The sequence below is a fragment of the Gemella haemolysans genome (assembly GCF_901873445.1).
GTDB lineage: Bacteria > Bacillota > Bacilli > Staphylococcales > Gemellaceae > Gemella > Gemella haemolysans_C.
Window position 1 is genome coordinate 48,501 of the sequence record NZ_CABFLN010000016.1, and the last position, 21,096, is coordinate 69,596.

General features: G+C 29.7%; 18 protein-coding genes. 4 read left to right on the forward strand and 14 right to left on the reverse strand.

From position 1 onward, the window contains the following. From JX287_RS02320 to JX287_RS02330, 3 genes are all read left to right on the forward strand, one after another. A complete protein-coding gene (locus tag JX287_RS02320; protein WP_204641605.1) occupies positions 1-5,691 on the forward strand; it encodes an LPXTG cell wall anchor domain-containing protein in 5,691 nt (1,896 codons plus the stop codon). A 271-nt stretch (positions 5,692-5,962) separates the two neighbouring features. Next, positions 5,963-7,267, forward strand: a complete 1,305-nt coding sequence (murC, locus tag JX287_RS02325) for a UDP-N-acetylmuramate--L-alanine ligase (RefSeq protein WP_204641606.1) — start codon at positions 5,963-5,965, stop codon at positions 7,265-7,267. Positions 7,268-7,330: 63 nt separating this feature from the next. Beyond that, positions 7,331-7,849 carry a DUF948 domain-containing protein gene (locus JX287_RS02330; RefSeq protein ID WP_204641607.1) on the forward strand — a complete coding sequence of 173 codons (519 nt, stop codon included), beginning with the start codon at positions 7,331-7,333 and terminating at the stop codon, positions 7,847-7,849. Between the two features lie 228 nt (positions 7,850-8,077). On the opposite strand, the gene JX287_RS02335 is transcribed toward JX287_RS02330, so the two are convergent. Further along, positions 8,078-8,521 (reverse strand): DUF3021 family protein, encoded by a 444-nt coding sequence (locus JX287_RS02335; protein WP_204641608.1) that lies wholly within the window; start codon positions 8,519-8,521, stop codon positions 8,078-8,080. 11 nt (positions 8,522-8,532) lie between these two features. After that, positions 8,533-8,967, reverse strand: a complete 435-nt coding sequence (locus tag JX287_RS02340; protein ID WP_204641609.1) for a LytTR family DNA-binding domain-containing protein — start codon at positions 8,965-8,967, stop codon at positions 8,533-8,535. Between the two features lie 426 nt (positions 8,968-9,393). Here JX287_RS02340 and mscL point away from each other — a divergent pair, with 426 nt between their 5' ends. Further along, on the forward strand, positions 9,394-9,762 hold the full coding sequence (gene mscL / locus JX287_RS02345) for a large conductance mechanosensitive channel protein MscL (protein ID WP_204641610.1): 369 nt from the start codon (positions 9,394-9,396) through the stop codon (positions 9,760-9,762). A gap of 469 nt (positions 9,763-10,231) precedes the next feature. Here the strand turns inward: mscL and JX287_RS02350 are convergent, their stop codons facing one another. The 12 genes from JX287_RS02350 to JX287_RS02405 form a co-directional block, all read right to left on the reverse strand. Next, positions 10,232-11,227, reverse strand: coding sequence for a D-2-hydroxyacid dehydrogenase (locus JX287_RS02350; RefSeq protein WP_204641611.1), 996 nt, complete (start codon positions 11,225-11,227; stop codon positions 10,232-10,234). Positions 11,228-11,321: 94 nt separating this feature from the next. Then, positions 11,322-12,020, reverse strand: a complete 699-nt coding sequence (locus JX287_RS02355; protein ID WP_204641612.1) for an HAD family hydrolase — start codon at positions 12,018-12,020, stop codon at positions 11,322-11,324. A gap of 101 nt (positions 12,021-12,121) precedes the next feature. Further along, the gene (locus JX287_RS02360; RefSeq protein ID WP_204641613.1) at positions 12,122-12,268 is read right to left on the reverse strand and encodes a hypothetical protein; all 147 of its coding nucleotides are present in this window, start codon (positions 12,266-12,268) and stop codon (positions 12,122-12,124) included. A gap of 41 nt (positions 12,269-12,309) precedes the next feature. Beyond that, positions 12,310-12,981 carry a transaldolase family protein gene (locus JX287_RS02365; protein ID WP_204641614.1) on the reverse strand — a complete coding sequence of 224 codons (672 nt, stop codon included), beginning with the start codon at positions 12,979-12,981 and terminating at the stop codon, positions 12,310-12,312. Further along, positions 12,962-13,639 carry an HAD family hydrolase gene (locus JX287_RS02370; protein ID WP_204641615.1) on the reverse strand — a complete coding sequence of 226 codons (678 nt, stop codon included), beginning with the start codon at positions 13,637-13,639 and terminating at the stop codon, positions 12,962-12,964. Before JX287_RS02370 ends, JX287_RS02365 begins: the two co-directional genes overlap by 20 nt. Positions 13,640-13,737: 98 nt before the next feature. After that, positions 13,738-14,535: an SDR family oxidoreductase gene (locus tag JX287_RS02375; protein ID WP_204641616.1), complete on the reverse strand. Its 798-nt coding sequence runs from the start codon at positions 14,533-14,535 to the stop codon at positions 13,738-13,740. Between the two features lie 19 nt (positions 14,536-14,554). Next, positions 14,555-14,911, reverse strand: coding sequence for a PTS glucitol/sorbitol transporter subunit IIA (locus JX287_RS02380; protein ID WP_204641617.1), 357 nt, complete (start codon positions 14,909-14,911; stop codon positions 14,555-14,557). A 92-nt stretch (positions 14,912-15,003) separates the two neighbouring features. Beyond that, positions 15,004-16,011, reverse strand: coding sequence for a PTS glucitol/sorbitol transporter subunit IIB (gene srlE / locus JX287_RS02385; RefSeq protein WP_006364083.1), 1,008 nt, complete (start codon positions 16,009-16,011; stop codon positions 15,004-15,006). A 17-nt stretch (positions 16,012-16,028) separates the two neighbouring features. After that, the gene (gene srlA, locus JX287_RS02390; RefSeq protein WP_006364082.1) at positions 16,029-16,574 is read right to left on the reverse strand and encodes a PTS glucitol/sorbitol transporter subunit IIC; all 546 of its coding nucleotides are present in this window, start codon (positions 16,572-16,574) and stop codon (positions 16,029-16,031) included. Between the two features lie 19 nt (positions 16,575-16,593). Next, complete coding sequence (locus JX287_RS02395) at positions 16,594-17,034, reverse strand: transcriptional regulator GutM (protein ID WP_204641618.1); 441 nt, start codon at positions 17,032-17,034, stop codon at positions 16,594-16,596. Between the two features lie 15 nt (positions 17,035-17,049). Then, a complete protein-coding gene (locus JX287_RS02400; RefSeq protein WP_204641619.1) occupies positions 17,050-18,960 on the reverse strand; it encodes a BglG family transcription antiterminator in 1,911 nt (636 codons plus the stop codon). Positions 18,961-19,159: 199 nt separating this feature from the next. After that, on the reverse strand, positions 19,160-20,917 hold the full coding sequence (locus JX287_RS02405; RefSeq protein ID WP_204641620.1) for a 1-deoxy-D-xylulose-5-phosphate synthase: 1,758 nt from the start codon (positions 20,915-20,917) through the stop codon (positions 19,160-19,162). Positions 20,918-21,096: the final 179 nt, after the last annotated feature.

Consider the following 21,096-nt stretch of genomic DNA (forward strand, 5'->3'; position numbering starts at 1 on the left):
ATGAAAACAAATAAATTATTAAAATCAAGTATGAGTGTCGCATTGGCACTTACTATATCTTCTATCACAGCTCAAGCTTGGCCAACAAATAGCAATATAGCAAAAGCTGATTTCGGAGATACTGCAGCCACTCAACAAACTAAGGATGAGCTAAATAAAATAATAAATAAAATCTTTAACGATCAGTCTATCACAAATAGATACTTAGGAACTACATTTTTCCACAAAACTTCTAATTTCCCATATTACCATGTAACATTTGAAAATCATCAAGTTCCAGATGATGTTATCGATACTACACCTTGGTATAACATGTGGAGCGAAGCTGCTGCTGCAAAAGCAAAACTAGACGCTAATTCTTATACAGAAAAAACTGCACAAAATGCAATAAATACTTTAAAATATTATATTCAACTTTATAACTTTGATGTAAATCATGATTTAAAAGATGATGGTTTTTACACTACTACTGACTTTAAAACTCCAACAATGGTAACTGTTTCTAGCGATGGTCAACAAGATTTCTATAAAAAAGTAGTTGATAATAAAGAAGAAATTAAAAATCTATTTAAAGAGTCTTTAGTAGGTATCTATAAACAAGGGCAAGATATCGAAATTAATCTTGTTGCTAATCCTGATAAAGTTAGTAAAATTACAAGCTTTGTTGTTAATAAAGTTTCTGGTTTAGATACAAGCGTTAAACTAGGACCATCTGCTGAAGACCAACGCATCGTCGCCTTCAACGTTCCTGGAGAATTAAAAGCTGAGCAATTGGTAATATCTAACATGACTTATTTAGATAAAAATGGGAATAAACAACAAACAGGTCCATTCGCATTAGATATAAATTACTCAGCTGCTAAAAAAAGTAACGAATCTATTCCTAAATATAGAGAAAAATTAAATGAAAAAATTCAAAATTGGATAGATCGTGGTAATAAAGTTAATGAATGGTTGCTAACAAAAGAGAACACTTCAGACACTGCTCCAGATTTCTCACAAAGAGCTAAAATTACTGAAGCTGTAACAAAATTACAAGAATTGAAACGTTCTGAAAATGCTAATTACGATAAATTATATGAAATTTCAACTCCTATCCACGAAATGGAAGATATTGCAACATTACGTGAAGTTTTGGATATTAAAGTTGCTAAACTTCTAGAATATTTCGAACTATATAACGAAAAAACATATACAAAAGAAAGTATTGAGCAATATAAAAACTACATTAAGAGTGTTCCCGCATTAAAAAATACAAAAAATATCAAAGAACTAGTTCAATTAATAAAAGATTTTGATAATGCGAACTTCACTTATTTAAGATATAACACTACAGAACTAAAAAGAATAATCGATATCGCTGAGAGAAAAATCAGAAGTGAGTATGAACCTGTAAGCCTTGAAAAATTTGAACAAGCTCTAAATCACGCTAAAGACTGGATTAAGCAAACAGAAAGCTATAATCCTCAAATTAACGATACATCAGACCTTGTTAAACAATTAACTGAAGCGATAAATAATCTTACTACAAAAGACGGTCAAAAAGGAGAACCAGTTCCTGCAGCACCAGTTGAAAACACTACAAAACCAGTTGCACCATATAACGTAACAGCTAAATTCGTAGATAGAGGAGCAAAAACTCCTATAAAAACTAGATATAATAGAGATCTGTCTGAATTAATTACTAATGTAGAGGTTCATGAACTAGGAAATGGAAAAAATGAAGTGATATTATCACTAGAACCTAAAATCACGGGAGGATCAGTTGATTTTGCACTAGCTGATACTTTTAAATACAATAGCTTAGGTAAAACGGATACTGACGCTATTGTTTTAGAGAAAAAGAATATTGGTGGTCGTGATTATCCTACTAAATTAAAACTGATTGTTGACTCTACTAAAGAAAATATAGAGATAGCACTTTTAGGAAACTTCAATTTCAAAGACTCTTATTCTTTCAACAATAATCAAATCGATAATTTCACTAAAGCCACAGATTTATACATCGATTACTATTCTAAAGTTGAAGCAAAAAAAGAATCTCCTTTAAAAGCCGCTTTAAGAAATAAAATTGATTATTACACTAGTGATGTTGTACAAAATAATTATAAAGATCTAAGACAAGAGTTTAAAACATACTTTAATCAACTAATAACTAAAGCTCAACAACTTTTAAACAATGACTCATTAACTAAAGACGACGTAGATAATATAATAAATAAACTACTAGATGAAAGTACAAAATTAGATTCTTTAGCTAACTTACACAAATCACTACAAGGAGCAAAAGATTCTTACGAAAACGAATGGAAAAATAATACGCATTATACAAGCGAAAGTAAAACACTAGTAAAAGAAAAACTTGATGCAGTTGAAGGCAAAATAAACGCACTTACTCCGAGCGATATAGAAGGTAAAAAACAAACATACGTAAGTGAATTTGAAAAAGAAGGTACTGTTACAGTTTACGAAAAACTGGATGAACTTACAGGTGAAATCCAACATTTAAGTGATTATCTTCGTATAAATACAGACGAGCTTGCAGGAGAAATCAAAAAAGCTGAAGAAGCATATAACAACTTTAACAAAGTTACTCAGGCAAAACTTAAACTTAAACAATTAATCGATGAAGCAAAATCTTATGTTGCTAATGCTAAATTAACTCCTGAATCTCCTGATACAGATGATCAAGTTAATACAGATTTAACAGATTACTACAAAGAGCAATTTAAATTCGCTATAGAAGACTTAAATAGTTCTCAAAACTCTGGAGCAGAACAAGTTTCAGCCAAAGAGCAACTTAAGAAAAAAATAGCCGAAGTTGAATTAATAAAACAAGGTAAAAAAGAACCAGCAGCCTTCGTTACTTTAACTAATGAGCTATCAAAAGCTAAAGAATTATTAAATAATGATACTTCTACTGAAGAAGCATTACTAGCTGAATTAAATAAACTAAATAGCGCTGTAAATGCATTTAATAATTCTGCTGATTCAGCTCAAAATCAACCAAGTAACCCATCAGAATCTCCTTCTACAGATTCTAATAATAAAGTTCAATTAGAAGGCTCATTGTTAAAACAAGATTTAACTGGACCTTCAATGGCGAATGGAATAATCAAAAATGTATATCTAGTAACTGAAAATGGAAAAAATTACTTAGAATTAGACCTTATTCCTATGAATAATGGAACTACTAATATTGGTGTTATGAGTAAACTTACATATTTCGATGGAACTACTGAAAAAGATGTCCAAGTTTTAAAAGAAGATACTGCTGATGTTACTTATAATAATGTGACTAATTCTTATAAATACCCTTCAAAAATAAGAATTCCTATCGAAGGAAAACCATCTACAATAAAACTTAACACTTTTGCAAGCAGTACATTATTCGGTACTGATAAACATGAAAATATAGCTGTATTATCTGTAAAATATCCTAAAGAAAATGCTGTTATCACTGCAGATAAAAAACAACTAAACGCACTATTCGAAGCTACTACAAGTAAATACTATGACAGTTGGAATAATGTATTTAAAAACGCCAATGTGAGCCAAGACATGGCGGTAATTAAAAACTTTGGTAACAAAATAAATGCTGCACAAAATGTTTTGAAAAATAATAATGCAAGTACCGAAGAAATTTCTAGTGCATTCACAGAATTATCAGATTTAAAAAATCAATATGATTTACTTATCCAACTTAGAACTTCAAATGCTGAAGCTGTAGCTAACTTTAACTCTGATAAAGAAAGTAAAAAATATAGTGAAGCAAGCATAAATGCTGTAGATAACTATCTTCAAGGAAAAATAGATAAACTAGAAGATTTAGTGCACAACAACCCTAAATCTAATGAAATCTTGAAATTATTTAACGATGTTCAAACATACTCTACTATGCTTAGATATGATACTTCTAAACTTGAAGAAGCTGTAAAATCTGCACAAGATAAAATCGCTACTGATAAATACTCAGAAGAATCTAAAAGTAATTTAACTGCAGTTATTACTAAAGCTACAGAATTCATCAACAAAGCTAAAGAAACTAGAAATCTAGAAGATACTCGAGCTGATCTGCTAAAAGAAATTGAAAGTGCAGTTAGTGGATTGAAAGAAACAACTCCAGCTGAGGAAAACAAACCTAACGATAAAGTTGATAATCCAACTAACAACGAAAGCAACAAACCTAACGATAAAGTTGATAATCCAACTAACAACGAAGGCAACAAACCTAACGATAAAGTTGATAACCCAACTAACAGCGAAGGCAACAAACCTAACGATAAAGTTGATAATCCAACTAACAACGAAGGCAACAAACCTAACGACAAAGTAGATAATCCAACTAACAACGAAAGCAACAAGCCTAACGATAAAGTTGATAATCCAACTAACGGCGACACTAACAAACCTGTTGAAAATACTAATGATGAAGTTGCTAAAAAACTTGCTACTGAAAGAGCAAACCTTCTTTTACCTTTAGAAACAGCTAAAATTCTAGTTAATGATGACAAAGATAAAGAAGAAATTAATAAAGAAGCATACTCAAAACTAAAAGAAGCTACTGAAAAAGCTCAAAAAGTATACGATGAAGAAAATTCTATAGATAAAATTTTAGAAGAAAAATCTAACTTAGATAAAGCATTAGAAGAATATACTAAACATAAAAATGATAAAGAAACTGTCCCAAGAAATAACAAACCTGAAAATAAACCTACTCCAGATAATAAACCTAATAATAATTCGGACAATAATGGAACTGTAGATAATACAAAACCTAGCGACAATTCTAATAGTAGCACTGCTAATGATAATGCTAACAACAGTTCTACTGAAGTAAAACCTGGAAACAATGAAAACACAGGAAATAACAAACCTGAAAACAAACCTACTCCAGATAATAAACCTAATAATAATTCAAACAATAATGGAACTGTAGATAATACAAAACCTAGCGACAATTCTAATAGTAGCACTGCTAATAATAATGCAAATAACTCTTCAAATAACGCTAATAATAGTTCTACTGAAGTAAAACCTGGAAATAATGATAATACAGGAAATAACAAACCTGTAGATAAGCCTACTCCAGATAATAAACCTAATAATAATTCAAATGCAGGAAACACTAACACAAACAACAATGTGACTCCATCTGAAGATATAATAAACAATATATTCTCAAATGATGCTTTAGGAGTTAAAGTTACTTTAACTGATAAAACAAATGCAACAAAACTTTCTGCAACTTCTGTAGAAGACAAAGCTTTGGCAAATTCAGTTCTAGAAAAATTAAACTTACCTGCAGACAATCAAATCAGAATATTAGATTTAAAACTTCTAGACAAAGACAATCATGTAGTTAATTCAAATGCGAAACGTACAGTGGCCATCGTCTTAAAAGAAGATGAAAAAGATGTAGATGTTTATCATATAAAAGATAACGGAGAGTTAGAGCTTATAAATTCAACTATAAAAGACGGAAAAGTAATATTTGAAATAGATCACTTCAGTAAATTCGCAATAGTATCTAATAAACCTAAACAAACTTCATCAAATATCAACAATTCAAAACTAGAAAAACACTTAGCTAAAACTGGACTATCAAATAATAATTTAGCTTCATTAGCTGCTATCGGACTAGTATTAAGCGGTGCACTAATATTTGGAAGAAGAAAAAATAGAAAATAATATTATTTCTAAACAATATTTATTAGATTAATTCTAAGAGAGGCAATTTTGAAAACATACTTCTTAATTGTCCTCTTTTAAATTGTCTATAATTTATATAAATAATTATTAGTTAAAAAATGAAAATATAGAAAATTTTTGAAAATATCACGATAGAAAAAACTCCTATTTATTGAATTTTTATCAGTTTTGTTGTAAAATTGAATTGCTTATGAAAAAAAATATTAAAGAAATTTTTTATTTTATTAAAGACAACTTAGGAGATATTATAATGAGTAAATATCATTTTATAGGTATTAAAGGTTCTGGAATGAGCTCTCTTGCACAAATTGCTTATGATATGGGCAATGAAGTACAAGGCTCTGATGAAGAAACATACTTTTTTACACAAGAAAAATTAGAACAAAGAAACATCCCAATGTACAACTACGGGGCTGAAAATATTAAAGAAGGATATGAAGTAATTTTAGGGAACGCATTCGATGAAACTCATGTTGAGTACAGAAAAGCTAAAGAATTAGGTTTAACTACTTATACTTATTCTCAATTCCTTGGGAAACTTCTTTCTGAAATTCCTTCAATCGCTATAACTGGAGCACATGGTAAAACAACTACTACCACAATGGCAAGTAATATTTTTAAACACAGTCATGTTACGTCTTACCTAATTGGTGATGGAACTGGTCATGGTGAAAAAAATTCAGAATTTATGATAGCTGAAGCATGTGAATATTACAGACACTTCCTAGCATATCACCCTGATTATGCTGTTGTAACAAACATTGATTTTGACCATCCAGATTACTTTAATGATGAACACGATATGTTTGATGCATTTCAAAGTTTTGTAAATCAGGTTAAAAATACGGTTGTTATATGTGGTGATGATCGTTTAGCTTCACAACTTAAACCCACAAATGCAAAAACTATAAAATATGGCTTTAACGATGGAAATGATTATCAAATCAAAAATGTTCAAACAACACCTGAGCACAGCAAATTCGATATTTATAAAAACTCAGACCTACTAGGAACATTCACTATGGCAGTATTTGGATTACATGATATTTCTAATGCAACATCAGCTATCGCTCTAGCTGATATAAATGGTATTAGCGTAGAAAAAATCCAAGAATCACTCGATATGTATAAACCTGCTGAAAGAAGATTCAGCGAACACAAACTTGGAAATAGTGTAGTTGTAGATGATTACGCACATCACCCTAGTGAAATTAAAGCAACAATTAATAGTGCACGTAGAAAATATGCAGATAAAGAAGTTATTGCAATTTTCCAACCACATACATACACACGTACAGCTAAATTCCTAAATGAATTTGCTGAAAGTTTAGAAACTGCAGATAAAGTATTCCTTTGTCCAATCTTTGCTTCAGTACGTGAAAAAGAAAAAATCGTAGGTATTGAAGACTTACAAAAAGTAACTAAAGGTGCTCAAATTATAAATAGTGAAGAAGATTTCGATAAATTAAACTTCGACAATAGTGTATTCCTATTTATGGGAGCAGGAAATATCAATAAACTTTGTCACAAATTTATAGAACAAAAATCAAAATAATTGGTTGTATTTATAATAAACTCAAAATATAATTGATTATAACAACCCAAGGAGGAAAATTTTATGTTAGATATAAACTGGTTAATTTTAGCATATGCTGGAATCTTTTTAGCAGGGGTAGGTGTTTTAATCCTATGTATTAGTACTGCTATTACACTTAAAACTGTTAGAAGATCTGTAGTTGTTGCCACTGAATGTGTAGAAGATGTTACTAACATCGCTGAAGATGCTCTTGCTCTTGCTAAAGATTTAAATGAAACAGTTAAAAAAGTTGAAGGTAACTTAGAGCCAATTATGGCAGAAACTAATATTTTATTACAAAACACAAATATCCTAGCTGAAGATTTACAAGTTAAATCTGAAAAATTAGATCCACTATTCAACTCAGCTGAAGGATTAGCATCATCAATCAACGGATTACAATCATCTGTAGATAACATGAAATCTAATGTTACTGGATTTAAAAAAAATACTGATCAAAAAATAGAAAATCTTTCTGAAAAAGTAGAAGAAAACAAAGCTAAAGCTTCGAACCTACTTAATAAATTTTTAAAGAAGGATAAAGTTGAAGAAGAAAAATAATATTTTAATTGGGGCTAATCCAAAAGTCCTAAAATTTAACAAAGTTCATATAAGAACTCATAGACGCAGTAGTTTATTGATATCTAATAAACTGTGCGGAGGTAACTCGATAAAATCTTGTTTCTTAAGAAATCACGATTTTTGAGTCACTCCCAATTAATAAAAAGATTATAGGAGCAACACAAAATCATTAATTTGCGTTGCTCCTCCTTTGTTACTAACCAGCTCTTATCTATTATCTCTTAATTTTATATTTATCTCACTTATACTATTTTTAATACTAAAATATCGAACTATTCCTATTAAAATATAAACCACAGTAGCTGTAATCAGCATTAAAATTAAAGTAGTAAAGCTACTAAACCATTTCAAATAATAACCCGCTAACACAAGTGGTAACATAATAAGAAAATAATGAGATACAAATACTATTACTATATTATCATTTAACTTACTTTGAAATACTTTACCAGCTAATCCTTGTAATATACCTAAAATAGCATATACTAAGGTTTGAATTAATACTGCCATATTTAAATTATCAAAACTCTGGATATACAATGGCATACCAGGATAAAACTGACCATACAAAATACCGAATATCAGATTAATAATATTCCCTGCTCCTATCCCTAACAACATAAATTTTACAATTTTTTGAAATAATTTCATTTTAATACCTCCTATAATCCTAATTTCATCTTAAATTCTTTTAACATTCTACGTGATACATAACTTATATCCGAATTTTTATAATTTATAACTATTGTTCCTCTCAATCCTAAATCTAAGCTATGAATATATTTAATATTAGCTATTTCACTTTGAGATATTTTTATAAAATCCTTAGTTAATGTACTCTGCACTTCATATAATTTTTTTCTAACAATAAATCTACCTTCAACTGTAACTACATATACTTTTCTATCTTCAACATATACCCTTATAATATCCTCCGTATTTAATAAACGTACTTTCCCATCTAAAACTCCTATAAAGTAATCTTCCTTATTTTCTATATAATTCACTAAATTTTGAATTTCATCATTCACTTTATTTGTTGATATAGTAACTATTGTTTCTCCAAATTTCTTATCTATATTTAATTCAACTTTCATATCTTTAGCTCCTTTCATAATTATATTTTATATAATAAATATTTAAAAATCTATAGATAATGAATATTCGGTTAGTTATCTTGTTTATTCGGTAATTTAGATACTAATTACAAATACAGGGAATAATTCAAAAAACGTGATTTCGTAGAAATTGATTTGTCGAGTTATCCCCGCACAATTTATTAGATATCTAAAAAGCTTTTATAAAGCGAATTTGGATATCAATAAACCACTGCGTCTATGAGTTATCATATACACTTTTTTAAAATTTAGGACTTTTAGGTCAAGCCCAAAATAATATGACAATTAAAATTGAAATACGTTTTCTTTTTGTTTTTTCATAAAAGTGAGTTCTTATCCTTGATTTTATTGATATTTTGATATAATATACTTTAGTATTAATTTTTAAAAGGAGATTATTTTTTTATGTTAAACGAATTTAAAAAATTTGCATTTAAAGGAAATGTATTAGACCTAGCTATCGGGGTTATCATGGGGGCTGCTTTCGGAAAAATCGTTAGTTCATTAGTAACTGATATTATGATGCCATTAATTGGATTACTTTTCCCTGCTAAACCAGACTTCACTAACTTAGCTTGGAATAATATTAAATACGGAAACTTCATTCAAATCACAATTGATTTCTTAATTACAGCAATCGCAATCTTCATTTTCGTTAAAGCTATCAACACAGCTAAAGATAAAATGTCTAAAGAAGAAGCTGAAGAAAAAGCACTAGAAGTTGATGCTAAAGAAGAACTTCTTAAAGAAATCCGTGATTTACTAAAAAAATAATAAATTAAAATTTTAAGATCTGACAATGTCGAATCTTTTCTTTTACTCTATTGAAGAATCCCTTGGAGATGATTATTTTCCAAGGGATTCTTTCGTTATATAAATCGAGAAATCTGAGAGTGTGGGGCTGTGAATAAAACTCTATACACTCTTTATGTTAACCGAAATTTATTAGTTTATTATATTTAATTTTATAGATTTAATGGTAAATGTCAAATGAAATTTACTTACACTTTTATTCTAACATTCATATAAGGCACTTCATCTTTTAAACATCCATAAACAATATATTAATCCTGTAATATCGATTTTTTAATATTCATATGGTCTTTACAACTAAAAAAGGGGCTGACCCAAAAATCCTAAAATTTAACAAGGTTCATATGAAAACTCATAAACCGTACGGAGCGACTCAAAAATCGATTTCGACGAAATCACGATTTTTGAGTCACTCCCTTTATTTCTATTATTAATTTACAGTATTCGCAGATGTTCCAGTTGTAATTACATCTACAGCAGCCTCTAGTCCACCATCTACAAGATTTTGAATCGCAGTTTCTGTGTAGAACGCTGTATGTGGTGTATAAATTACATCATCACGATCAATTAAAGTTTGTAATAGTTCATCATCGAATTCTTTTCCTTCAAAGTTTTTAGGAACATATTTGCTTTCATTTTCATATACATCTAATCCTACTCCAAGAAGTTTTCCACTATCTAAAGCACGTAATACAGCCTTAGTATCAACTAGCATACCACGAGCAGCATTTAATAAAATCGAGTTGTCTTTCATTTTAGAGATAAATTCATCATTTACCATGTGGTTATATTCTTTAATAGCTGGCATATGAATAGTTATTACATCAGAATTTGCAATTAAGTCATCTAAATTCTCAACATAAGTTAAAACTTCTTTTGCCGCTTCATTTTTGTAAACATCATATCCTAAAACTTTAGATCCTAAATCATTGAATAATCTGGCAGCTTGAGTACCGATTCTTCCAGTACCGACAACTCCTACTGTTAAAGTTCTAAGTTCACGAGATAAAATCCCTGGATTCCAAGAAAAATTGTGTCTTTCTAAATTACGTTGGATTTTGTTAGTATTTCTACTAATTCGAAGTGCTGTTGTTAGTACATGCTCAGCAATTGCATTAGGTGAATATGATGGTACGTTTGTCATTTTAATACCAAATTTATTCATTAACTCTAAGTCATAAATATCAAATCCTGCAGAACGAGTAGCAAATACTTTAATCCCTTGTTCGTGAGCATATTCATATACATCGCTCTCAAAAGGTTTATTTTGCGCTAAAACTACACCTTGTTTTCCTTCTAATAAATATTTATTAGCAGATGAAAGTTCTTCTGTATAAACGTCAATTTCAACTTCAGGATGAGCATTTCTCCAACTTTCTAAAGCACTCTTTTCATCTTCTCTTAAATTAAAAAATACTAATTTCATACCTTTTCCTCCTATGTATAAGTATCTAAAATAAATATTTTATTGAATATAACTAATTTTACCATAAAAATCTCTATCCTAAAATACTTTTATCTTATTTTTCAATTATTTTCTTAATAATTTCAAATAATTCGAAATTGTTTTTTACTATTTTATACATTTTAGAACCTTGAGGATATTCTTTATTGTAACGATTAACCCATATCGTATTCCAACCTGCATTATTTGCTCCTACTATGTCATTTTCTAAAGAATCACCAATGTAATATAAAGATTCAACTCCTAGTTGTAACTTTTCCTGCATGACTTCAAAAATTCTTTTATCAGGCTTGTTTATTCCTAAATCACCTGAAACAATAATATTTTCTTTAGGAATCCATTTTTCAACACCTAAAGCATCTACTTTCGCCCATTGATGTTCACTAGGACCATTAGTTATTACACCTAACTTCACATTATTCTTTTTAGCAAGTTCTAAAATACTTATCGTTGTATCAGACATTTTTAGTTTTTGTTGATTTTTCTTATATTCCTTTTGCATACTAAGGGCCTGTTCATCTGTTAGAAAGACACCTAAGTCTCTCGCCGCTTCTTGGATTCGATAAATATGATATTCGTCCATAGTCATCTCGCCATTTCTAGAAGCTTCAAATTTCACATCACTATAATATCTACTTAAAAGATAAAATTTCTCCATATTAATATCTATATCGAACAAACTCCTAAACGCATTTTCAAATGGAACTATCTGTTCATATAGAGTATCATCAACATCAAAAACAAGACCAATCATTTAATTCTCCTTATATTAAAATCAACTCAATATCATTATAGCTCCACTACTAAGCTTAATAATTTAGTATTTTTAGTTATTCATTGAGTTGATTTTAAACATTATTTTATTAACTTTTCTATTTTATTCTTAGCTTCTTCTAGTGTCTCACTACTCTCTAGTTTTTCTAAAACTAACTTTAGAAGAGTTTCTTTATACTCCATAAACTGTTTATCTGTCATACCTTCTACATTATTTATGTTATCCATACTAATCTCCAATTCTAAACATATTTTATTCTTATTAATTATTATATCATATCAATAATTTTTTTATCACCAAATTTATTTTTCCAATCAGTTTCGAAATCTAAAACGGACTTATCTGTATAAGGATGCCAAACGCTTGTTTCTATTAATTCAGGAGATATAGTTGCCGCTTCAGCTCCTTGAAGCAAGACTTCTTGAATCTGTTTTATATTTTTAAAACTTGCAGCCAAAATCTCTGTAGGATAATCTATTAATAAATCACTTATTGCAGAAATTGTTTCTGTTGCGTCTTGCCCGACATTTTCCATTCTATTTACATACGGCGCTACATAACTTGCTCCATTCATAGCTGCTGCCAATGCTTGCATAGGACTTAGAATTGCTGTAGCAGTAACCTTAATCCCTTCTCTTGAACAAAGTTTAATAGCTTCTAAACCAGCCTTTGTTACTGGAACTTTTATATAAAATGTTTCTCCAAAAAACTTTCGTAGTACTCTTGCTTCACTTAATATTCCTTCAACTTCACTTTCTGTTGTTTGTATATGAATTTCATATTTACCATAAGTAAATTCCTTTAATTCTTTTAAAATATTTTTAATATCCCCTTCTACTTTTGATAATATTGTTGGATTAGTCGTTATCCCTGTTATCTCTCTATATTTTGATATTTCTTTAATTTTTTCTACGTCTGCACTATCTATTAAAATTTTCATTATTTTTCTCCTCTAAAATACTTATAACCTCTCCTAAATTATTAACAATTTTATAAGCTTTTTCCTTACACTCAGCATCTGGTTTAAACATATCAGGAACCATTATAACCTTAGCTCCTGCTGAACTACCCGCTATTACTCCAGCTTTCGAATCTTCTAAAACTAAACAATTTTCTGGTTTAACTCCTAGTCGCTTCGCCGCTAATAAAAATACATCTGGTGCTGGCTTACCATTTTCAACCTCTGCTCCACTAGCAAACTCATCTATATATTTCTTCAATCCTGTTTTTTCCATATTGTTAATTATATGATCCATATTTGATGAAGAAGCTACGGCAACTTTATAACTATTTCCTTTCAAATATTTTAATAACTCTTCAATATATGGCATTTTCTCAGGTCCTGTCGTAAACAATACATTTTCTATATACTTATAATGATTGTCAACTAATTTCTTTCCACTAACATTAGAATCCTTAAAATAGTTTTCCCAAAAGTCATAAATATTTTTCGTCGTAAATCCTAATACTAGAAGCGTTTCTTCTTTTGTCATATCATAGCCTTGCTTTTTCGCACTATGAATAAATGCTTGAGTTGCTAGACTTTCTGTATCAACCATTAGTCCATCCATATCAAATAACACAGCTTTTATATCCATTTAACCAACCTCACTTTTTGTTCTTTACAATCATTATAATAGAAATAATAAAAAATCACAAACTACAAAAAATAGGGAAATCTCCCCTATTTCATCTATTATCCTCTTGTTTTTCCACCTGCTACATTATACGTAACACCATGAACATAACTTGCTCTATCACTTGCTACATATGCAACTAAATCTGCAACTTCTGATAACTTCCCATCTCTTCCTAGAGGCGTAGTTTTTGTACTTGTATATCCAGCACGAATTTGTTCTACTGTTACACCACGAGTGTAAGCTAACGCTTCCTCATAAGCTAATGTTCTAAGTCCTGTTGCTTCTAATATACCAGGGGCTACCCCTACTACTCTAACACCTAATTTACCAAGTTCTTTTGCCCAAGAACGCGTTAATGAGTTTACAGCATTTTTACTTGCCGCATAAATACTTTGTCCTTCTGATCCTTCTAATCCAGATTCTGAAGACATGTTTACTATTACACCACTTCCTTTTTCAACAAGTACACGTCCAACTTCTTGAGAGAAGATAAATAAACCTTTAACGTTTATATCCATAATTTTGTCATATACTTCATCACTAAATTCATATTTACCTTCAGGGGCATTTTTATCAACTAATAAACGAGGAATATTAATTCCTGCATTATTTACAAGAATATCAATTGTTCCAAATTTTTCTACAGTTTTAGCCACAACTTCTTTAACATCACTTCTCTTAGTAACATCACATTTTACATATAATAATCTATCATTATCAGATTCTTTTTCTGTAAGATCACTTACTACAACATTGCATCCTTGATTTAAGAATTCATCAACTACCGCTGCACCGATTCCTGATGCTCCACCTGTTACTACTACTGTTTTTCCTTCTAAATTTAACCAACTCATAATTATTTCTCCTTTATTTTTATTTTTCTATAGTAATTTTTGTATTTATATCAATCTTAGGACAACTTTTATTCTCTACCACAATTGCACCAGGTAATAAACTATCTAAATCTCCTGAAAAATGAACTGTTAAGTGACCTAAATCTACTAAGTTCTTCTCAGCTACATTACCTACTCCAAGAATTTCAAACTCTTCTCCATCTACTTTTAATATATGTCCAACCTCAATAGTTGCATTAGTAGGCACTACATCAATTCCATAACAATAATCTTTTAACACATCTGGTGCATTATCTCCAAAAAGGATAAACATCCCATCACCAAATTCACCTACAAGACTTCCTTTACTTTTTATTGTATTTTCATAAATTATCATACTCATTCTTCCTTTGCTTATTTTTGTATTTCCTTCATTTACGGTCGACTATGTCGTTAATGTAGGAAGCGAAGACCGCTTCCTATAAAATTTTAAGAGTACATTCCAAAGCTTGCTAACCAAGCTACAATAACCCTTGGTACCCCAATAATAAATCTTGAGTAAAGTACTGATACTACCCCTACTTCTACTGTTTCTGGTTCTGCTTCTGCAAGACCTAAACCAACTGGGATAAAGTCACAAGCACATTGTGTATTGATTGCGAATAATGCAGGTAATGCTAATTGTGGAGGAATAGTTCCTTTTCCGATTTCAACCCCAATTAATGTACCGATAATTTGTGCAATTACTGCACCAGGTCCAAGTAACGCTGATAATAATGGAATAGAACATACAAATCCTAAAGCTACTAATCCAAAGATGTTCCCTGCTAGTGGAGTTAATAATTTAGCAAACCAGTTACCAAATCCTGATCCTTGAATAACCCCTATTAACATCGCAACAAATGCCATAAATGGTAAAATTGTTGTAATCATTGATTGAACTGCATCTCTTGCAGCTTGGTATAATGTATGAACTACTTTACCAGCACCCATACCGATTTTTTGAATAACAGATGATTTAGCATTTTCTGCTAAACTTTGTGAAACTTTTTTATCTGCACTATATTTAAATTCACGTTTTGGTTCTTCTTGAGTTTTTTCCTCAACTACTACTTCTTCACTACCTTCAGCTAATGAGATTTGGTCTAATCCTACAGCTGAAACATAAATATCTTCTTTAATAAATTTAGCAAGTGGTCCACTTGGTCCAACAGGCATAATGTTAACTGTTGGAATTCTTTTTTGTGGATAAATACCACAACGTAATGTTCCACCACAGTCAATAATTGCTAAGAAAATTTCTTCGTCTGGTACTGATGTTTTAAATCCATTAACCGCAGTAGCACCTGTTAATTTTACGATTTTTTCTACGATTTCAGGTTCAGCTCCACCACCTGTGATATATAAAATTTTATCTTTTCCTGGTTTTGGAGTTACTACTAAAGGTCCACCGAAACCACCACTACCTTTTTCTATTTTAATTGTTCCGTATGTCATAATTATTTCTCCTAATCCTACGCTTTTAATTCATTACTTAATTCAATTTTTTGTTGTTTCATAACTATTTTTGTTGTGAAATCTGTAACCCATCCGGCAAAGAAGTTCATTACTAACCCTACAAGAAGGTATCTAATTGCTAATGGTGTAACGTCTAATCCTAATTGAGTAATTCCATTTGCAATACCTAAGTAGATGAAAATTTCACCAACGTTAATGTGTGGAAATATCCCACTGTTTGTATGACAGTGATATGATGCAGATGCATAATAACTAGGTTTCATACGTTCTGGTAAAAATTTACCCATTGATAATGCCATAGGGTTTGCTAACATAAATGCAGAAACGAATGGTAAAATTCCGTAAGCTAAAATTACATTTTTAGAACACACTTTAGCAAATTTTTCTACTCTGTGTGGTCCAATAAAAGCAACTAATGCATTCATAAATACAAGAAGTAATAATACTTTCGGTACGATTCCTCCAACCCAACTTACGAATACTTTTGCACCTTCGTCAAATAAACCTGTAAAGCCTGATGCTAATTTAACAATATAATCCATATTGTCCTCCTTATAATATTTAATTTAATTTTAATTTTTTTGCTAATTTCCCAAATGAACTTGGCTCCATTTCAACCTGTCCACCAGCAGAAATTGTTTTATAATTAACAACTCCGTCAAGCACTGCACTAGTTAAAGATGCTGATAGTTTTATCGCTTTACAATCTTCTCTATTTATAGTCCCTACTTTAAGACCATTGAAATATTCAAATTTTTTAAATCTAGCAAGTACTGTTACTCCTTGCATAGCTTCTCCAGTGATAACCTTATCATTATCATCTATAGCTAGCATAACAATTGCTCCCGCACGTGCAGCACCTTTTTTTCTTCCTATTACTACTCTACCTATTCGTCTAAGTTTACTATAGCTTCGTTTGAAACTATTTAACTGAACATAAGTTAGAGCATACTGTAAAATAAACGCTAAAATAAAGAGTATTCCTAAAACTATTAAATTCATATGTCCTCCTAATTGCTATCTGTATAAATTAGTATTTTTTATAAAGTAATTTACTAATAAGTCATAATTATCTATTTTAGATATGTCTGTAATTAATTTTTCATCTTTAATAATAGAAATTAATTCATCATAGGTTTTAGCTAAAATCAACCCATTTTTTTCTCCTTCAGGCACACACGCCATAAATATTAGTTTTAAATCTTCATTATCCTTAAATCCTTTTTCACTTACCCCTAGAGCAATTATTAAATCATCTCCCAGTTTATTTATCGTATGTGGAAATGCTACATTTTTCTCAAAAATCATAGACGATTTTTTTTCTCTTTCTCTGATTCTCTTTAAAAACTTATCATCTACTAAATGCTGTTCTATTAACTCTTCTATCATAAAATCAATATTTTCAGCATATGTTTTTTTGCTATTACATTTGAAAAATGTCTCCTCTCTCATCGAGCTTAGCAATACTGATTCCATTCCTCGAATACTAGGATTATTCATTTTATTAACATATTGTAGAAAATTAATTTCTTTTTTCAAGTACATCTTATCTAAAATTTCATTTTGATAAATAACCGGCGTTTCTGTTTCAAACTTTATATCTTCAGTAGAAATTATAATATTAAATTTACTATAATCAACTTTTTCAAAAGTGGTGTATGCTGATACTTGTGAATTTACTATTATACTTTCTATTTCATTTATCATAAGTTTGCTATATGCTGGTCCTGAATTAGTTATCAACAAGATACTTAGATTTTCAGATTGAACTTTTATTTTCTTCAATAATGTTTCAAAATATATCGCTAGATAACTAATTTCATCTTCTGAAACTATATAATTATACTTATTGTTAATTACTTTACTGGCAGTTTTAGCAATTTTATATGATACCGGATATTGTTCTTTAATTTTCTCTTTCATATTGTTGTTATATCTAACACCGTATTTTAATCGTTCCATTAAGAAGTATATGTGATAGATAAATTCTTCAATTATATCCGAAGTATCAAATTCAAGTCCATACTCGTAAACAACTACTTCTAGAATCTCTTGAACAAAATTCTTATATTCTTCAGTATATTTTAGGTTTTCTCTTATTTTATTTATTTTTGTAGGAACTCTCATCGTAGCAAAGCAAATCGCTAAAAATTTTATTTCATCAGAAGATAAATTTATCTTATATTTATTCTCTATATAATCACTTATCTCATTAATAAAAGGTTGTGCATAATTATTTAATAATTCTTCATATTGATTTTCTTCAAAATTCAAATAAAAACCATTAGCAAATCGATCTAAAGATACAGTTAAGTATCTGAAAAACTCAGTTTTTGCCTGTTTATCTATTTTATACTTTTCAAATGTTTCATCAAAAAACATATTGTCATCTTTATCAAAAATATCTTCTTTATATATATAATTAAATATATTTTCTAAAATAAAAATTCTAATATCTTTTTCTAGACCAACTACTTTAATACCTGTATTAGTTTTTCCTTTTATAACAAGATTATAACTACTTATAATATCGTTTAATTTTTTTATATCGGAATTTAAAGTTGTTCTACTAACCATCATTTCAAAAGATAAGTCATCTATAAGGGTACTCTCACCCGAAGAAACTAATGTCTTAAATATATATACTAACCTTACTTTACTAGAATCAAAATTAACACTAGCTTCGTATATAGATCTTTTTCTCTTTAAATATTCTTCTAACTTTGTAATAAAAAGACTATAGTTTAAATTTTTATTTTCTATATATGCACAGTCTCCAAATAATTCATTTAAATATTTAATTTCATTGCTAATAGTTTTTGAACTTACCTTTAATACATCTAACAAGTATTGATCCTGGACTAAAAAGTTAGATTCTAGTATATTTAGTAGCCTCAAACTTCTATTATCATAATTAAAAATCTCCATTTGCTTCACCACCTATATTTATTATAATGTTAGCGTTTCAAAAAATTAATACAGTTATTTTCTTCTAAAAAGAAAAACGCTTTAATCCGCCAAAAAAAGAATTCCCACTATATTTATTTTAATTATATTACCCTAATTTCCACACTATCACGTTTGATTATCAAAAAAACATCCCTAAAATCTAGGGATGCTCCTTTAATTACAAATTCTCTATAATATTTTTAACTATATTTTCTACAGTTAAGCCATTTTCTTTCATTAATTCTTCTACATTATATCTATCATAGAATTTTTTACTTATTCCGTAGTTTTGAACTTTCAATTCCGTATTTCCTAAATAACTCGCTACAGTTTGACCGTATCCGCCTTCTACTATACCATCTTCAACCGTTACAACCAATTTATGATTTTCTTTTAAAGAGTTTAGTAATTCTTTATCCAAACCAGTTAAAAATCTTGGATTTATTAATGTTGCATCTATATTATGTTCTGATTTCAATTGTTCAGAAACTTCCTCTGCTAGGTTATAAAAATTACCTACTCCAAATATTGCAACCTGTTCTCCAAATTTTTCTACTTTATTTTTATTTAAAATAGAATAATCTGTTTTATCTTCTTTCCCAGTTTCTACAACACTCCCCACAGGAACACGTATAGCAACTGGATGCTCATTTTGGTTAATTGCCCATTCTAACATCGCCAAGTGCTCTTCTTTATTAGTAGGAGCTAAGTATACGAAGTTTGGTATGTGCGATATAAATGGAATATCAAAAAATCCTAAGTGACTTTCATCATTCATTGAATTTATAGAAGCGCTATATACTAATACTACCCCTGCTTGATTGTTTAATGCCATATCATGAGAAAGTTGGTCATATGTTCTCTGTAAAAATGTTGATAATACAGCCCACACTGGTTTTGCTCCATTTTTAGCTAGTCCCGTTGTCATCGTTACAGCTTGTTCTTCCGCAATACCAACATCGACAAATTGACTTCCCAATTGCTCTCTTAGTTTTCTATTAAAAACTATCCCTGGTGTTCCTGCATTGATAATGACAGCTAGTGGATCTTCTTTTAATTTCTTAGTTAAATATTCAGAGGTGATACCATTATATGTTTGACTCACGGTACCTTTTTTTATATACTCCCCTGTTTCTAAACTAAATGGTCCTCCTGCATGGAATTTTTCATGATTTCGTTCTGCAGGTTCAAAACCTTTCCCTTTTTCTGTATAAATATGTAATACTACTGGATAATCTATATCTTTTACTTCTTTAAACAGTGAAATTAGCTCCTCTAAGTTATTACCATCTTCTAAATAATGATAGTCATATCCTAATGCTTTAAAAATATTGTTTGTCGCCTGCCCCTTAGTTTCACGTAAACTTTCTAATGCAGTATATATACCACCTTTAGGATTTTTAGCAATCGACTGATTATTATCATTTATAATAATTATTGCATTAGTTCCAAGTGTAGCTATTGTATTTAATCCTTCATAAGCCATTCCACCAGATAGCGCACCATCTCCAATAATCGCTACAACATTACCTTTTTCATTCTTTAAATCTCTAGCATGTAAAATCCCACTTGCTAACGATAATGAGGTTGAGGTATGTCCAATAGTAAAAACATCATGCTCACTTTCTTTTGGATTTGTATATCCAGAAACATCATCATAATGTTTAGGATCTATAAATGCCTTTTGGCGTCCTGTTAGCATTTTATGAATATATGTTTGATGCGATACATCAAAAATTATCTTATCTACTGGTGAATCGAATACATGATGTAAGGCAACTGTCATCTCTACCATTCCTAAATTTGGTCCACTATGGCCTCCGTGAGAACTAATTTTTTCTAATAATACCGTTCTTGTTTCATCGGCCAGAGTATGTAATTCTTCTATTGTTAATTTTTTAAGATCCTGGGGTCCTGAAATATTTTCTAAAATCATATTTATCCCTCCTATTTCTATCTATTTGTATTAATATCATTATAACATAAATTAATCTAGCTTAAGTATTCATTTTTGTTATAGGTTTAGTAGTACTTTTTATCATTCTTTAGATAGCTATTAAATATCTCCATCAACAAATATAAATATAATTAGAGATAAAACATGTAACTTTCTAA

Bases quoted from the DNA above. Each gene is read 5' to 3' on its own strand.
- JX287_RS02340 (WP_204641609.1), bottom strand. From the start codon at position 8,967: ATGAAAGTTGAATTAAATATAGATAAGAAATTTGGAGAAACAATAGTT.
- JX287_RS02330 (WP_204641607.1), top strand. From the start codon at position 7,331: ATGTTAGATATAAACTGGTTAATTTTAGCATATGCTGGAATCTTTTTA.
- JX287_RS02400 (WP_204641619.1), bottom strand. From the start codon at position 18,960: ATGGAGATTTTTAATTATGATAATAGAAGTTTGAGGCTACTAAATATA.
- srlA (WP_006364082.1), bottom strand. From the start codon at position 16,574: ATGGATTATATTGTTAAATTAGCATCAGGCTTTACAGGTTTATTTGAC.
- mscL (WP_204641610.1), top strand. From the start codon at position 9,394: ATGTTAAACGAATTTAAAAAATTTGCATTTAAAGGAAATGTATTAGAC.
- JX287_RS02375 (WP_204641616.1), bottom strand. From the start codon at position 14,535: ATGAGTTGGTTAAATTTAGAAGGAAAAACAGTAGTAGTAACAGGTGGA.
- JX287_RS02335 (WP_204641608.1), bottom strand. From the start codon at position 8,521: ATGAAATTATTTCAAAAAATTGTAAAATTTATGTTGTTAGGGATAGGA.
- murC (WP_204641606.1), top strand. From the start codon at position 5,963: ATGAGTAAATATCATTTTATAGGTATTAAAGGTTCTGGAATGAGCTCT.
- JX287_RS02405 (WP_204641620.1), bottom strand. From the start codon at position 20,917: ATGATTTTAGAAAATATTTCAGGACCCCAGGATCTTAAAAAATTAACA.
- JX287_RS02320 (WP_204641605.1), top strand. From the start codon at position 1: ATGAAAACAAATAAATTATTAAAATCAAGTATGAGTGTCGCATTGGCA.
- JX287_RS02350 (WP_204641611.1), bottom strand. From the start codon at position 11,227: ATGAAATTAGTATTTTTTAATTTAAGAGAAGATGAAAAGAGTGCTTTA.
- JX287_RS02365 (WP_204641614.1), bottom strand. From the start codon at position 12,981: ATGAAAATTTTAATAGATAGTGCAGACGTAGAAAAAATTAAAGAAATA.
- JX287_RS02395 (WP_204641618.1), bottom strand. From the start codon at position 17,034: ATGAATTTAATAGTTTTAGGAATACTCTTTATTTTAGCGTTTATTTTA.
- JX287_RS02370 (WP_204641615.1), bottom strand. From the start codon at position 13,639: ATGGATATAAAAGCTGTGTTATTTGATATGGATGGACTAATGGTTGAT.
- JX287_RS02380 (WP_204641617.1), bottom strand. From the start codon at position 14,911: ATGATAATTTATGAAAATACAATAAAAAGTAAAGGAAGTCTTGTAGGT.
- JX287_RS02360 (WP_204641613.1), bottom strand. From the start codon at position 12,268: ATGGATAACATAAATAATGTAGAAGGTATGACAGATAAACAGTTTATG.
- JX287_RS02355 (WP_204641612.1), bottom strand. From the start codon at position 12,020: ATGATTGGTCTTGTTTTTGATGTTGATGATACTCTATATGAACAGATA.
- srlE (WP_006364083.1), bottom strand. From the start codon at position 16,011: ATGACATACGGAACAATTAAAATAGAAAAAGGTAGTGGTGGTTTCGGT.